Here is a 13194-nt window from a genome sequence, read left to right as displayed (position 1 = left end):
GCTCCGTACCGATGTAGTTGTGGTTGAGCATCCGGGCCTCTTCCTGGGCCAGGACGACAACCCGTCGCGCTCGGTCGGTGAACCGCTCGAACATGCCCTCGTGCTCCTCACGTGCCGTGCGCACTCGATCTTGATGGTCAAGAAGTCGTGGCGGGGCCGGTGCGCGGACGTCCGGGACGGGCGTCCGTGCCTACTTACTCTATCGCCGCAGACCGACTCCGCTGAGGTCGTGTGTCCCCGCCGGAGGCCGCGTACGCGTCGTTTTACTCAACCGTCCGCGCTCAGGGGGTGTTCCGCGACCCCCGCCTGTACGCGCAGAGCGAAATTCGGCCACCGCCCGGGCCGCGTCCGCTGGCCGGTGCCGGCGCTGACGCGGCCCCGAACCGGGCCGCCCGGGAGTCGTCCACAGGCTGTGGATAAATTCTCCACCGGCTGTGGACAACCTCCGTCGGGGCGGGATTCTTCCCGGTCCGGGCGCACCGTGGGCGGATACGGCGACGCCGGCCCGGAGAGGTGCTCCGGCCCGGCGTCTGTCGCCCGTCGGCGGTCGGGTCAGTGACCGGCCTTGGAGTGGTACTCGTCGACGATCTCCTGCGGGATCCGGCCCCGGTCGGAGATGTCCTTGCCGGCCTTCTTGGCCCAGGCCCGGATCGCCTTGTTCTGCTCCCGGTCGGCGGTGGCGCCGCCCCGGCCGCGCGCGGCCCGGCCGCCCACGACGACACCGCCCCGGCCCACCTTGGTGCCGTTGGCGATGTAGGGAGCGAATACGTCACGCAATTTCTCGGCGTTCGAGCTCGACAGGTCGATCTCGTACTGAACGCCGTCGAGCGCGAACTTGACGGTCTCGTCAGCGTCCCCGCCGTCCAGGTCATCGACCAGCTTATGAATGATCTGCTTGGCCACGTCCCACATTCCTTTCGAGCAGGGTGCTCCTGCAAACTTGAGAGCACAATAACCCGTGCGACGCTTGTCGCGTCAATAGGATGCGGTAACGACCCGGTGCGAGTACGCGACTACTCCGGCCGTACCAGGGGGAAGAGGATGGTTTCCCGAATTCCCAGGCCCGTCAGCGCCATCAAGAGCCGATCGATTCCCATTCCCATACCCCCGGCCGGCGGCATTCCGTACTCCATCGCCCGGAGGAAGTCCTCGTCCAGCCGCATCGCCTCGTCGTCGCCGCGGGCCGCGAGCTGCGCCTGGGCCAGCAGCCGCTCCCGCTGCACCACCGGGTCCACCAGCTCCGAGTACGCCGTCCCCAGCTCGAACCCGAGCACGTAGAGGTCCCACTTCTCGGCCAGCCCCGGCTCGCTGCGGTGCGCCCGGGTGAGCGGGCTGGTCTCCTCCGGGTAGTCGCGGACGAAGGTGGGTGCCTGGAGGCCGGGGACGACCAGTTCCTCGAACAGTTCCTCGGCGAGCTTGCCCGGCCCCCACTTCGGGTCGACCGCCAATCCGACCTTGTCGGCGTACTCGACGAGGCGGGCGTGCTCGGTGCGTACCGTGACTTCCTCGCCGAGCGCCTCGGAAAGCACCCCGAAGAGGGTCACCGAGCGCCACTCGCCGCCCAGATCGAACTCCCGGCCGTCGGCGTGGGTCACCACGGTCGAGCCGGCGACCGCGATCGCCGCCCGCTGCACGAGATTGCGGGTCAGCTCCGCCATCGTGTCGTAGTCGCCGTACGCCTGGTATGCCTCGAGCATCGCGAACTCCGGGGAGTGCGAGGAGTCGATGCCCTCATTACGGAAGTTGCGGTTGATCTCGAAGACCCGGTCGACGCCGCCGACGACGGCCCGCTTGAGAAACAGTTCCGGCGCGATTCGCAGATACAGATCGGTGCTCAGCGCATTGCTGTGGGTCACGAATGGCCGGGCCGCCGCGCCGCCGTGCAGCAACTGCAGCATCGGGGTCTCCACCTCGATGAAGTCCCGGTCGTGCAGCGAGTCGCGCAGGCTGCGGACGGTCGCGGCCCGGGTGCGCACCATCTGGCGCGCCTGCGGCCGGACGATCAGGTCGACGTAGCGCTGCCGGACCCGCGCCTCCTCGCTCAGCGGCTTGTGCGCCACCGGCAGCGGGCGCAGCGCCTTCGCAGTGACCGCCCACTCGTCGGCCAACACGGAGAGCTCGCCCCGGCGGCTGGTGATCACCTCACCGGTCACCCCGACGTGGTCGCCGAGGTCGACGAGGCGCTTCCAGTCGTCCAGCCGCTCGGCGCCGACCCGGTCCAGCGAGAGCATCGCCTGCAACTCGGTGCCGTCGCCGTCCCTGAGGGTGGCGAAGCAGAGCTTGCCGGTGTTGCGTACGAAGATCACCCGGCCGGTGACCGAGGCGCGGTCGCCGGTGGCGGTGTCGGTGGGCAACTCGGCGTACTTCTCGCGGATCTCGGCCAGCGTGCTGGTCCGGGGGAATCCGACCGGGTACGGCTCGACGCCCTCGGCGAGCATCCGGTCCCGCTTCTCCCGGCGGACCTTCAGCTGCTCGGGAAGGTCGTCGGCGGGATCGACTGGCACGGGAGTCTGCTCGGTCACGGCACGCTTCCTCAGAAGGAGATTTCGGGCGGGGTCAGGCCCCGAGCGTACTCAAGGCTCCAGGGAGGCGTTACGGGATAACCTGCCCGCCATGACCGACCCCACTCAGGCCCTGTCGTTCGGTGCGGCGGCGAGCGAATACGACCGGTTCCGGCCCCGCTATCCGGAGGAGGCGGTGCGCTGGGCGCTCGACGGGCTGGACGCGCCCGCCCGCGTCGTCGACCTGGGCGCCGGGACCGGCATCCTCACCCGCGGGGTGCTCGCCCTCGGACACGGGGTGGTGCCCGTCGAGCCGGACCCCGGGATGCGGGCCCGCCTGGACGCCGTCACCCCGGGCACCACGGCCGTGGCGGGCAGCGCCGAGTCGGTGCCGCTGCCGGACGGCGCGGCCGACGCGGTGCTGGCGGGGCAGGCGTACCACTGGTTCGACCGGGAGCGGGCACACGCCGAGATCGCCCGGCTGCTCCGGCCCGGTGGCGTCCTCGCGCCGATCTGGAACCTGCGGGACGAGCGGACCGGCTGGGTGGCGGAGCTGACGAAGATCGCCCGGATGGGCGGCAGCGCCGACGACCTGGCCAGCAGGGTCGGCGACTTCGGACCGGCGTTCGCGCCGGCCGAGCAGGCCGTTTTCGCGCACCGCACCACGCTCACCCCGGACGAGCTGGTCGGGATGGTCCGGACCCGCTCGTACTACCTGACGGCCGACCCGGAACGGCGGCGGGACCTCGACCGGGAACTGCGCGACCTGCTGGACACCCACCCCGACCTGGCCGGGCGGGAACGCTTCGACCTGCCGTACCGCACGCTCGTCTGCCGCGCCCGGCGGCGCTGAGGCCGGCGGCGGCGCCCGGCCCCGGCGGCGGCCCGGGACCGGGGCCGGCGGGGTCAGACGTTGCGGTCGTAGACCATCCGCAGGCCGATCAGGGTGATCATCGGCTCGTGGTGGGTGATCGTGCGGCACTCGTTGATCACCAGGCCGGCGAGCCCGCCGGTGGCGATGACGGCCCGCACCTCGCCCAGCTCCTCGGTCATCCGCTCGACGATCCGGTCGACCTGGCCGGCGAAGCCGAAGTAGAGGCCGGACTGGAGGCACTCGACGGTGTTCTTGCCGATCACCGAGCGGGGCCGGGTGGCCTCCACCTTGCGCAGCTGGGCGGCTCGGGCGGCGAGCGCGTCGAAGGAGATCTCGATGCCCGGCGCGAAGGCGCCGCCGAGGAACTCGCCCCGGTCGCTGATCACGTCGAAGTTGGTGGTGGTGCCGAAGTCCACCACGATCGACGGCCCGCCGTAGAGGGTGTACGCGGCCAGGGTGTTCACCACCCGGTCGGCGCCCACCTCCTTCGGGTTGTCGATGGCGAGCTGCACACCGGTGCGCACCCCGGGCTCGACGATCACGCTCGGCAGGTCGGCGTAGTAGCGGGACAGCATGGTGCGCAGCGAGCGCAGCGCGGCCGGCACGGTGGAGCAGGCCGCCACCCCGGTGATCTCGACGGCGTCCCCGGCGAGCAGGCCCCGGAACTTCAGGCCCAGCTCGTCCGCCGTCGACCGCGCATCGGTCTTGATCCGCCAGGAGTGCACCAGCTTGTCGCCGTCGAAGGTCGCCAGCACGGTGTTGGTGTTTCCGATGTCGATGCAGAGCAGCACGCTCGCAGCCTAGACAACGGCCTGCCGCCGGTTCACTCGGTGCGCAGGTCCATGGCGATGTCGAGAATCGGCGAGGAGTGGGTCAGCGCCCCGACCGACAGGAAGTCGACGCCGGTCGCCGCGTACCGCGCCGCGACGTCGAGGGTCAGCCCGCCGGTCGCCTCCAGCTCCGCCCGGTCCCCCACGGCGGCAACCACCTCGGTGAGCATCTCCGGGGTCATGTTGTCCAGCAGCAGGAATTCCGCTCCGGCCTCGACGGCCTCCACCGCCTCGGCGAGCGTGTCCACCTCGACCTGCACCGGCACGTCCGGGAAGGTCTCCCGGACCCGGCGGAAGGCCGCCGTGATGCCGCCCGCCGCCAGCTTGTGGTTGTCCTTGATCATAGCGACGTCGTGCAGGCCCATCCGCTTGTTCGTGCCGCCGCCGGCGCGGACCGCGTACTTCTCCAGGGCGCGCAGGCCCGGGGTGGTCTTGCGGGTGTCGAGCACCATCGCCTTCGTGCCGGCCAGGGCGTCCGCCCAGGCCCGGGTGTGGGTGGCCACGCCGGACATCCGGCAGAGCAGGTTGAGCGCCGTCCGCTCGGCGGTGAGCAGCAGCCGGGTCGGGCCGGTCACCGTGGCCAGCACGTCGCCGCGCGCCACCCGCGCGCCGTCGTGGGCCACCACCGACACCTCGACCGTACGGCCCGCGCCGGTCGCCTCGCCGACCAGCTCGAAGACGGCCGCCGCCACGGCCAGCCCGGCGACCACCCCGTCGGCGCGGGCCACCAGGTCGGCGGTGTCGGTCTGCCCGGCCGGGATGGTGGCGACGCTTGTGACGTCCAGGAAGTCGGGGCCCAGGTCCTCCGCGAGCGCGTTCTCGATCACCCGCCGCACCTGCACCGGATCCAGGCCGGCGTCCCGCAACGCCCGTTCCGTCGACTCCGTCATCGGACTTCCTCCCACTGAGACGTCAACCGGCCCTGCGCCCCGACCGCGCCGACGAGGTGGCCGTGCCACCGCTCGTCGGCCGTCGGGAAATCCTCCCGCCAGTGGCAGCCCCGGGTCTCCCGGCGGGCGTACGCGGCGGCGACCAGCGCCGACGCCACGGTGATCAGGTTCGTCGCCTCCCAGTCGGCCGTCCGCGGCCGGCCCCGGCCCTCGCCGAGCCCGGTCAGCGCGTCGGCGGTCCCCGCGAGGGTCTGCGCCGAGCGGAGCACGCCCGCGCCCCGGGTCATCGCCCGTTGCAGGGTCGGCGTCGCCTCGGCCGGCACCACCCAGCCCTCGCCGCCGACCCAGGCGCCGGTCGACGCCGGCTGGGCCTGCTCCGGCAGCCCGACGGCGACGTCCTCGGCGATCCGCCGGGAGAACACCAGCCCCTCCAGCAGGGAGTTGCTGGCCAGCCGGTTCGCGCCGTGCACGCCCGTGCAGGCGACCTCGCCGCAGGCGTACAGGCCGGGGATGGAGGTACGGCCGCGCAGGTCGGTGCGGACGCCGCCGGAGGCGTAGTGGGCGGCCGGGGCCACCGGGATCAGGTCGACCGCGGGGTCGACCCCGATGGCCAGGCAGGACGCGACGATGGTCGGGAAGCGCCGGGCCAGGAAGTCGCCGCCCAGGTGTCGGGCGTCGAGGAAGACGTGGTCCGCGCCGGTGGCCAGCAGCACCCGGTGGATGCCCTTGGCCACCACGTCCCGGGGCGCCAGCTCGGCCAGCTCGTGCTGCCCGACCATGAACCGTTTGCCGTCGCCGTCGACCAGGTGGGCGCCCTCGCCGCGCAGCGCCTCGGAGACGAGCGGCTGCTGGGCGTGCCCGGCGCCCGGCACGCCCGCGCCGGCCGGGGTGATCAGCGCGGTCGGGTGGAACTGGACGAACTCCACGTCGGTGACCGCCGCGCCGGCGCGCATCGCCAGCGCCACCCCGTCCCCGGTCGAGACGGCCGGGTTGGTGGTGGCCGCGTAGATCTGGCCCATCCCGCCGGTGGCCAGGACGACCGCCCGGGCCAGGATGGCGCCCACCCCGTCCTCGCTGCCCTCGCCGAGCACGTGCAGGGTGATGCCGCAGGCCGCGCCGAGCCCGCCCGGGCCGTCGCCGGGCGCGCGCAGCAGGTCCAGCACCAGGGCGTGCTCGACCAGCCGGATCCACGGGTCGCGGCGGACGGCGGCGTGCAGGGCCCGCTGGACCTCGGCCCCGGTGGCGTCGCCGCCGGCGTGCACGATCCGGTCCGCCCGGTGCCCGCCCTCGCGGGTGAGCATCAGCGAGCCGTCCGGGTTGCGGTCGAACTCCGCCCCGATCCGCATCAGCTCGCGCAGCCGGGTCGGGCCCTCCTCGACCAGTACCCGCACCGCCGCCGGGTCGCAGAGCCCGACGCCGGCGATCTCCGTGTCGGAGGCGTGCGCGGCCGGGGTGTCGTGTGGGTCGAGCACCGCGGCGATGCCGCCCTGCGCCCAGCGGGTCGAACCCTCGTCGATGTTGACCTTCGTGACCACGGTGACGTGCAGGCCCGCCTCCCGCAGGTGCAGCGCGGCGGTGAGCCCCGCCACCCCGGAGCCGACCACGATCACGTCGGTGGTCTCCACCCAGCCGGGCGCGGGGGCGGCCAGCAGTCGGGGCAGCGCCGGCAGGTCCACGGTCGGAAGGTCCATGCCCACAGTCAACCCGAACGGCCCTCGCGGGGGGCGGCGGGGGCGGGACGAGTGGTTTGGACCATCGCGTCCGGTGGCCGGGTGGGTGCCTACCTCGTCCGGACCGGCAGGGCGGCCGGGCCCGCGCCCCTCAGGGAGCCGGTCACCGTACGGTCGTCGAGCCACAGGTAGCAGCGGACGCCGCGGTCGCCGACGCGCCAGCGCCCCGCCCCCGGCGGTCGCACCACCACCCCGCTGCGGAAGCGCAGGTCCGCGTCGTCGGGCACCCCCACGTAGCGGCCCAGCACGGAGCGGCAGCCGGCGTAGAGCGGGGCCCAGTCGGCGGGCCGGGTCGGGTACGGGCGGTCCGGCGCCCGCCACACCCCGACGAACTCGGCGTCGTGCCGGGTGGCGCAGTCGACGGGGAGCAGCGTCCGCACCGCCCCGCCGCCGGCCCGGGTCTGCTGGCAGCCGAGCCGCAGCGGCGACGGCCCGCGCAGCGCGTCCCGCAGGCTGCCGGAGCGGGTGACCACCGTGGCGGCGGCCTCGACGGTGCTCACCTCGGTCAGGTCGCACCGGTACCAGCGGGAGCCGGCCGCCCAGCCGGGCCCGGACGGCAGGGCCACGGCCAGCCGGAGCCGCCCGGCCCGCCAGTCGTCGCCGACGTGCCCGGTGGCGCGCGCGTCGCAGTCGGCGAACGCGCCCCGCAGCTCGGCCGAGCCGCCCGGCGGCGGGGTGGCCCGCTCGGCCGGGAAGGCGCCCACGTGCACGGTCTCGACCCGGTGCGGCGCGGTGCAGTCCAGCGGCGCGTACGCCGCCAGGGTCACCACGTCGGTGAAGTCGGCGGCCTGGCAGACGCCGGCGGCCGGGGTGAACGGGCCGGGCGCGGGCAGGGCCGCCCAGTCGTCGGCCAGGTCACCGTCCAGCCCGGCGGAGCCGGCGCAGCCGACCAGGAGGACTGCCGCGCTCACGGCGGCGAGCAGGGTGGTCATCGAACGGCGCATCGCGGCCTCCCCCAGCCACCGCGTCTCTTCGACGGGCACCCAGACTACCCACCGCCACCTCTCGGCGACAGACCGCGTTCGCGCCCCATCCACACAACCGCACGCCGCGATCTTGCGGTTACGCCACCGGACAGATGGGACTTATAACGACAAGCGCCGGGTCGAGGGTGCAAGATCGCTGGAGGCGGGGTCAGACGGCGGCGTAGGGGTTGGGGACGGGAGCGCCGGCGGTGCCGGGGGCGGCGGTGGTGGGGTCGGTGTTCAGCTCGACGATCCGGTTGTCGGCGTCGACGTGCACGACCCTCGGCCGGTACGCCCGGGACTCGGCGTCGTCCATCTGCCCGTACGAGATGAGGATGACCAGGTCACCCGGGTGCACCAGGTGGGCGGCAGCACCGTTGATGCCGATCACGCCGCTGCCCCGTTCGCCCGGGATCACGTACGTCTCCAACCGGGCCCCGTTGGTGATGTCCACGATCGCCACCTGCTCGCCGGGGATCAGGTCGGCGGCGTCGAGCAGGTCCTCGTCGACGGTCACCGAGCCGACGTAGTGCAGGTCGGCCTGGGTCACCGTGGCCCGGTGGATCTTCGACTTGAGCATGGTGCGCAGCATCTGGGTGCCTTTCGCGGAAACGTGGTGGGGGTCGGGTTCAGGAACGGGGGGCGAGCCGGATCGCCGCGTTGTCGATCAGCCGGGTGCCGCCGACCCAGGCGGCGACGAGCAGCCGTGCCGGACCGGACACCGGCCCCGGCTCCAGGTCCGGGTCGGTGAGCACCAGGTAGTCGAGCCGCGCGCCGGGCGTACCGGCGCCGAAGGCGGCGTGCGCGGCGGCGAGCACGGCCCCCGCGTCACCGCCCGCGTCGGCGGCCTCGGCACCGGCCCGCAGCGCCGCCGACAGGCTCAACGCGGTCTCCCGCTCGGCCGGGGAGAGGTAGCGGTTGCGACTGGACAGGGCGAGCCCGTCGGGCTCCCGCACGGTGGGCACGCCGACCACCTCGACCGGCACGTCGAGGTCCCGGGCCATCCGCCGCACCAGGGTGAGCTGCTGGTAGTCCTTCTCGCCGAAGAAGGCCAGGTCGGGGCGGGTGAGCTGGAGCAGCTTCAGCACCACCGTCAGCACCCCGTGGAAGAACCCGGGGCGGCTCTGCCCCTCCAGGTCCTCGCCGAGCGGACCCGGGTCGACCCGGACGCGGGGCTGGCCGTCCGGGTACATGTCCGCCACCGACGGGGCGAACACCACGTCGGCACCCGCCCGTCGGCAGATCTCCAGGTCGGCGTCGAGGGTGCGCGGGTAACGGTCGAAGTCCTCGTTCGGCCCGAACTGGAGCGGGTTGACGAAGATCGTGACGAGCACGTGGTCGGCCCGCTCCCGGGCCGCCCGCAGCAGCGTCTCGTGCCCGGAGTGCAGGGCGCCCATGGTCATCACGACGCCGACGGTGCCCTTGAGCCCGTCCCGCGCCGCGGCCAGCTCGGCGCGGGTGTGCACCAACTCCGTCACGCGGTCCCCTCCGTCCGTCGTCGGCCCGTTCACGCGGCCACCTCCCGCCGGGTCCCGGCCAGCACGCCGAGCAGCGACTCCGCGTCGACCGGGCGGAGCCGGCCGGCGGCGATGGCCCGGTCGGCCGTACGCCGGGCCAGGGCCAGGTAGGGCGCGACCGACTCGGGTGCGGTGGCGGCGAGCCGGGCCAGGTGCCGCTCGACCGTGCCGGCGTCGCCCCGGGACACCGGCCCGGTCAGCGCGTCGTCGCCGAGGCGCAGCGCGTTCTCCAGGGCGGCCCGCAGCAGCGGGGCGAGCACCTTCTCCGGCTGGGCCACCCCGGCGTCACGCAGCCGGTCGGCCGCCTCGTTGACCAGGGTCACCAGGTGGTTGGCGCCGTGCGCCAGCGCCGCGTGGTAGAGCGGCCGGTCGGCCTCGCCGACCCACTCCGGCACGCCACCGAGGTCGGCGACCAGCCGGGCGGCCAGGGAGCGCAGCTCCGCCGGGGCCGTCACGCCGTACGAGATGCCGGCCAGCCGGGCGAGGTCGTCCGGCGTACCGGTGAAGGTCATGGCGGGGTGCAGGGCGAGCGGCCGGGCGCCCGCCGCGGCGGCGGGGGCGAGCACGGCCAACCCGTGCGCGCCGGAGACGTGCGCCACGACCTGGCCGGGACGCAGCGCGCCGCTGTCGGCCAGGTCGGTGACGACCCCGGCGAGCGCGTCGTCCGGCACGGCGAGCAGCAGCAGATCGGTGGCCGCGCGGGCCACGGCGGCGGCGGAGCGGCGGGGCACCCGGGGCAGCAGCAGCGCCAGCCGGGCCCGGGATGCGCCGGAGCCGCCGGAGGCGGCGGCCACCCGGTGGCCGGCGGCGACGAGCGCGGCGCCCAGCGCCGCGCCGACCCGGCCGGCGCCGACGACGCCGACGGTGAGCGTGCGCGGGAAGGAGAGCGGGGCGCCGGATGTGGCGCCGCCCGGCGGTACGGCGGCCGTAGGCGGGGTGGCCGCCTGCGGGCGCAGCGGTGCGCTCATGGCAACGATCCAGTCCTCGGAGGGGGTACCGGTCGATCGCAAGTATGCGCCGCCGTGACGGAGCCGAAACAGGGTCTGTGAAAACCTTCACCGGGTGGTGCGCGGGGGCGTTCCCGGCGGCGTGGGCGGCCGGCTGCGGCTACAGTGCCGCCTGTGACGGAGCGGGTCGTGGTGGACGAGGTCGGCATCCGGACGGAGGACGACCGGCACAGCTTCGGCTGGCCCTGGTCCGAGATCCAACACGTCTCGGTCGCCGCGCTGCCCCCCGCGGAGCACCGGTTCCTGTACTTCGAGGTCACCCACGTGTCGGGCGAGTTCATGGAGGTCGGCGATACGGTCGACGGGTTCCGGGAGGCGGTGGCCGTCATCTCCGCCCGCGCCGGGCGGGCGGCCCCCGACCTCGACGCGCTCCGACCGTCCGACCCCGTGCTGGAGATCTGGTCGCCCCTGCGGGACGAGGGATGAACTGATGCCGGTCCGCTGGCGGGACGCCATGGACCGGGCGCTCTACGGGCCGGGCGGCTTCTTCGTCGCCGGCTCCGGCCCGGCCGACCACTTCCGCACCAGCGTGCACGCGTCCCCCGCCTTCGCCGCCGCGCTGCTGCGGCTCGTCGAGCAGGTCGACGCCGCCCTCGGGCACCCGGCCCGGCTGGACGTGGTGGACGTGGGAGCGGGTCGGGGTGAGTTGCTGCGCGCAGTCGCCGCCGCCCTGGGGGTTGCCGGGGAGCCCGCCCGCTCCGGGCGGTCAGGCTTGATCCCTCCACGGGCGGGCTCCCCGGCAACCCCGACTCCCCCGGCCGCCGCCCGGCCCTCGCTCTCGTCCGGCCCGTCGCCCGCCGGTCCCGCCCCGTCCGCGCCGGTTGCGCTCGCTCGTCGGGTACGCCTCACCGCCGTCGAGAAGGCGCCCCGACCGGCCGACCTGCCGGACGGGATCGACTGGCTGGACGAGATCCCCGACGGGATCACCGGGCTGCTGGTGGCTACCGAGTGGCTGGACAACGTGCCGCTCGACGTGGCGGTGCACACCGCCGACGGCTGGCGCTACCTGCTGGTCGACCCCACCACCGGTGCGGAGACCGTGGGTGACCCGGTCGATCCCGCCGACGCGGACTGGCTGGCCCGGTGGTGGCCGGCGCCGGGGGCCGGCGCGGACGGCATCGGTCCGACGGGGTCAGGGTTCCGGGCGGCCCGACCCGCGGAGGGATCATGCCTGACCGCCCGGAGCGGGTCGGGCCGCCCGGAACCCCCCACCGGGGTGCGAGCAGAGATCGGCAGGACCCGCGACGAGGCCTGGGCGGAAGCCGTGCGCCACGTCGACCGGGGGCTGGCGTTGGCCGTGGACTACGGGCACCTGAGGGACGACCGACCGGTCGACGGGAGCCTGACCGGGTACCGGGGCGGGCGGCAGGTGCCGCCGGTGCCCGACGGGACCTGCGACGTCACCGCACACGTCGCCGTCGACTCCGTCGCCTCCGCCGGGGAGCGGGTCGCCCGGTGCGCGTACGACCTGGTGTCGCAGCGGGAGGCGCTGCGGGCGCTCGGGGCCGACGGCGGGCGACCGGTGCTGAGCCTGGCCGCCAGCGACCCGGTCGGGTACGTGCGGGCGCTCGCCGCCGCCTCGGCCGTGGCGGAGCTGACCGACCCGGCCGGGCTGGGTGGGCACTGGTGGCTGCGGCAACCGGTCGGCGTCGACCCCGAGCGGTTCATGGCACGATGACGGACATGACCACGGACGCCGGCGACCTCCGCGAGCTGACCGTCGGCACCGGAGCGGGCCTGGTGGCGGGCACCGGCGGGGAGCAGCTCGGCACCGACATGGTGCTCAACATCGGGCCGCAGCACCCCTCCACGCACGGCGTGCTCCGGCTGAGGCTGGTGCTCGACGGCGAGCGCGTGGTGGCCTGCGAGCCGATCGTCGGCTACATGCACCGGGGCGCGGAGAAGCTCTTCGAGGTCCGCGACTACCGGCAGATCATCGTGCTGGCCAACCGGCACGACTGGCTCTCGGCCTTCTCCAACGAGCTGGGCGTGGTGCTCGCCGTGGAGCGGCTGATGGGCATGGAGGTGCCGGAACGGGCCACCTGGCTGCGGATGGCCCTCGCGGAGCTGAACCGGGTGCTCAACCACCTGATGTTCCTCGGCTCCTACCCGCTCGAGATCGGCGCAATCACGCCGATGTTCTACGCCTTCCGCGAGCGGGAGACGATCCAGGCCGTGATGGAGGAGGTCTCCGGCGGCCGGATCCACTACATGTTCAACCGGGTGGGCGGCCTCAAGGAGGAGGTGCCGTCCGGCTGGACCGGCCGGGCGCGGGCCGCCATCGCGGAGGTCCGCGGACGCATGCCGGACCTGGACAACCTGATCCGGCGCAACGAGATCTTCCTGGCCCGCACGGTCGGCGTCGGCGTGCTCACCGCGGCGGACGCCGCCGCGTTCGGCGCGTCCGGACCGGTCGCCCGGGCCTCCGGCCTCGACCTCGACCTGCGCCGCGACGAGCCCTACCTGGCCTACGACCAGCTGGACGTGCCGGTGGTGACGAAGACCGCCGGGGACTGCCACGCCCGCTTCGAGGTGCTGCTCGACCAGGTGTACGCCTCGCTCGACCTCGCCGAGCAGTGCCTGGACCGGGTGGACCGGCTCACCGGGCCGGTCAACACCCGGCTGCCGAAGGTGCTCAAGGCGCCGGAGGGACACACCTACGCGTGGACCGAGAACCCGCTCGGCATCAACGGCTACTACCTGGTCTCCCGGGGCGAGAAGACGCCGTGGCGGCTCAAGCTGCGCACCGCGTCGTACGCGAACGTGCAGGCGCTGGCCACCCTGCTCCCCGGCTGCCTGGTGCCGGATCTGATCGCCATCCTCGGCTCGATGTTCTTCGTGGTCGGCGACATCGACAAGTGATCCGCGCGGCCCGGCCGC

Annotated in this window: 13 protein-coding genes; 4 read left to right on the top strand and 9 right to left on the bottom strand. The window is 74.2% G+C overall.

The window, feature by feature from the left end; translation table 11 throughout:
• Nucleotides 1-552 precede the first annotated feature (552 nt).
• Together ABZ793_RS13590 and lysS are read right to left on the bottom strand one after the other, a co-directional pair.
• A complete protein-coding gene (locus ABZ793_RS13590; RefSeq protein WP_357456579.1) occupies nt 553-903 on the bottom strand; it encodes an Lsr2 family protein in 351 nt (116 codons plus the stop codon).
• A gap of 110 nt (nt 904-1013) precedes the next feature.
• Nucleotides 1014-2522 (bottom strand): lysine--tRNA ligase, encoded by a 1509-nt coding sequence (gene lysS / locus ABZ793_RS13585; protein WP_357456577.1) that lies wholly within the window; start codon nt 2520-2522, stop codon nt 1014-1016.
• 91 nt (nt 2523-2613) lie between these two features.
• Here lysS and ABZ793_RS13580 point away from each other — a divergent pair, with 91 nt between their 5' ends.
• Complete coding sequence (locus ABZ793_RS13580; protein ID WP_357456575.1) at nt 2614-3354, top strand: class I SAM-dependent methyltransferase; 741 nt, start codon at nt 2614-2616, stop codon at nt 3352-3354.
• Nucleotides 3355-3407: 53 nt separating this feature from the next.
• Here the strand turns inward: ABZ793_RS13580 and ABZ793_RS13575 are convergent, their stop codons facing one another.
• The 7 genes from ABZ793_RS13575 to ABZ793_RS13545 form a co-directional block, all read right to left on the bottom strand.
• On the bottom strand, nt 3408-4166 hold the full coding sequence (locus ABZ793_RS13575; RefSeq protein WP_350709398.1) for a type III pantothenate kinase: 759 nt from the start codon (nt 4164-4166) through the stop codon (nt 3408-3410).
• Between the two features lie 32 nt (nt 4167-4198).
• The gene (nadC, locus tag ABZ793_RS13570) at nt 4199-5095 is read right to left on the bottom strand and encodes a carboxylating nicotinate-nucleotide diphosphorylase (RefSeq protein WP_357456573.1); all 897 of its coding nucleotides are present in this window, start codon (nt 5093-5095) and stop codon (nt 4199-4201) included.
• Complete coding sequence (locus ABZ793_RS13565) at nt 5092-6786, bottom strand: L-aspartate oxidase (protein ID WP_357456571.1); 1695 nt, start codon at nt 6784-6786, stop codon at nt 5092-5094. Before ABZ793_RS13565 ends, nadC begins: the two co-directional genes overlap by 4 nt.
• An 89-nt stretch (nt 6787-6875) precedes the next feature.
• A complete protein-coding gene (locus tag ABZ793_RS13560) occupies nt 6876-7769 on the bottom strand; it encodes a septum formation family protein (protein ID WP_357456569.1) in 894 nt (297 codons plus the stop codon).
• A gap of 190 nt (nt 7770-7959) precedes the next feature.
• The gene (gene panD, locus ABZ793_RS13555; protein ID WP_357456567.1) at nt 7960-8382 is read right to left on the bottom strand and encodes an aspartate 1-decarboxylase; all 423 of its coding nucleotides are present in this window, start codon (nt 8380-8382) and stop codon (nt 7960-7962) included.
• 37 nt (nt 8383-8419) lie between these two features.
• On the bottom strand, nt 8420-9268 hold the full coding sequence (gene panC / locus ABZ793_RS13550) for a pantoate--beta-alanine ligase (RefSeq protein ID WP_350709408.1): 849 nt from the start codon (nt 9266-9268) through the stop codon (nt 8420-8422).
• Nucleotides 9269-9297: 29 nt separating this feature from the next.
• Entirely contained in the window at nt 9298-10275 is a 978-nt protein-coding gene (locus ABZ793_RS13545; protein WP_357456564.1) for a Rossmann-like and DUF2520 domain-containing protein, read from the bottom strand.
• A 153-nt stretch (nt 10276-10428) separates the two neighbouring features.
• Between ABZ793_RS13545 and ABZ793_RS13540 the strand changes: the two genes are divergently transcribed.
• The 3 genes from ABZ793_RS13540 to ABZ793_RS13530 are packed head-to-tail and all read left to right on the top strand — an operon-like array spanning nt 10429 to nt 13176.
• The gene (locus tag ABZ793_RS13540) at nt 10429-10740 is read left to right on the top strand and encodes a hypothetical protein (RefSeq protein WP_357456562.1); all 312 of its coding nucleotides are present in this window, start codon (nt 10429-10431) and stop codon (nt 10738-10740) included.
• Between the two features lie 4 nt (nt 10741-10744).
• Nucleotides 10745-11992: an SAM-dependent methyltransferase gene (locus tag ABZ793_RS13535; RefSeq protein ID WP_357456560.1), complete on the top strand. Its 1248-nt coding sequence runs from the start codon at nt 10745-10747 to the stop codon at nt 11990-11992.
• Entirely contained in the window at nt 11989-13176 is a 1188-nt protein-coding gene (locus ABZ793_RS13530) for an NADH-quinone oxidoreductase subunit D (protein ID WP_357456558.1), read from the top strand. The genes ABZ793_RS13535 and ABZ793_RS13530 overlap by 4 nt, the downstream gene beginning before the upstream one ends.
• The last annotated feature ends 18 nt before the right edge of the window (nt 13177-13194 follow it).

It is taken from the genome of Micromonospora sp. NPDC047465, assembly GCF_040643125.1.
In the GTDB taxonomy this organism is placed as follows: Bacteria; Actinomycetota; Actinomycetes; order Mycobacteriales; family Micromonosporaceae; genus Micromonospora.
Note: the sequence above shows the minus strand (reverse complement) of the source record. Positions and strands in the feature narration are given on the sequence as shown.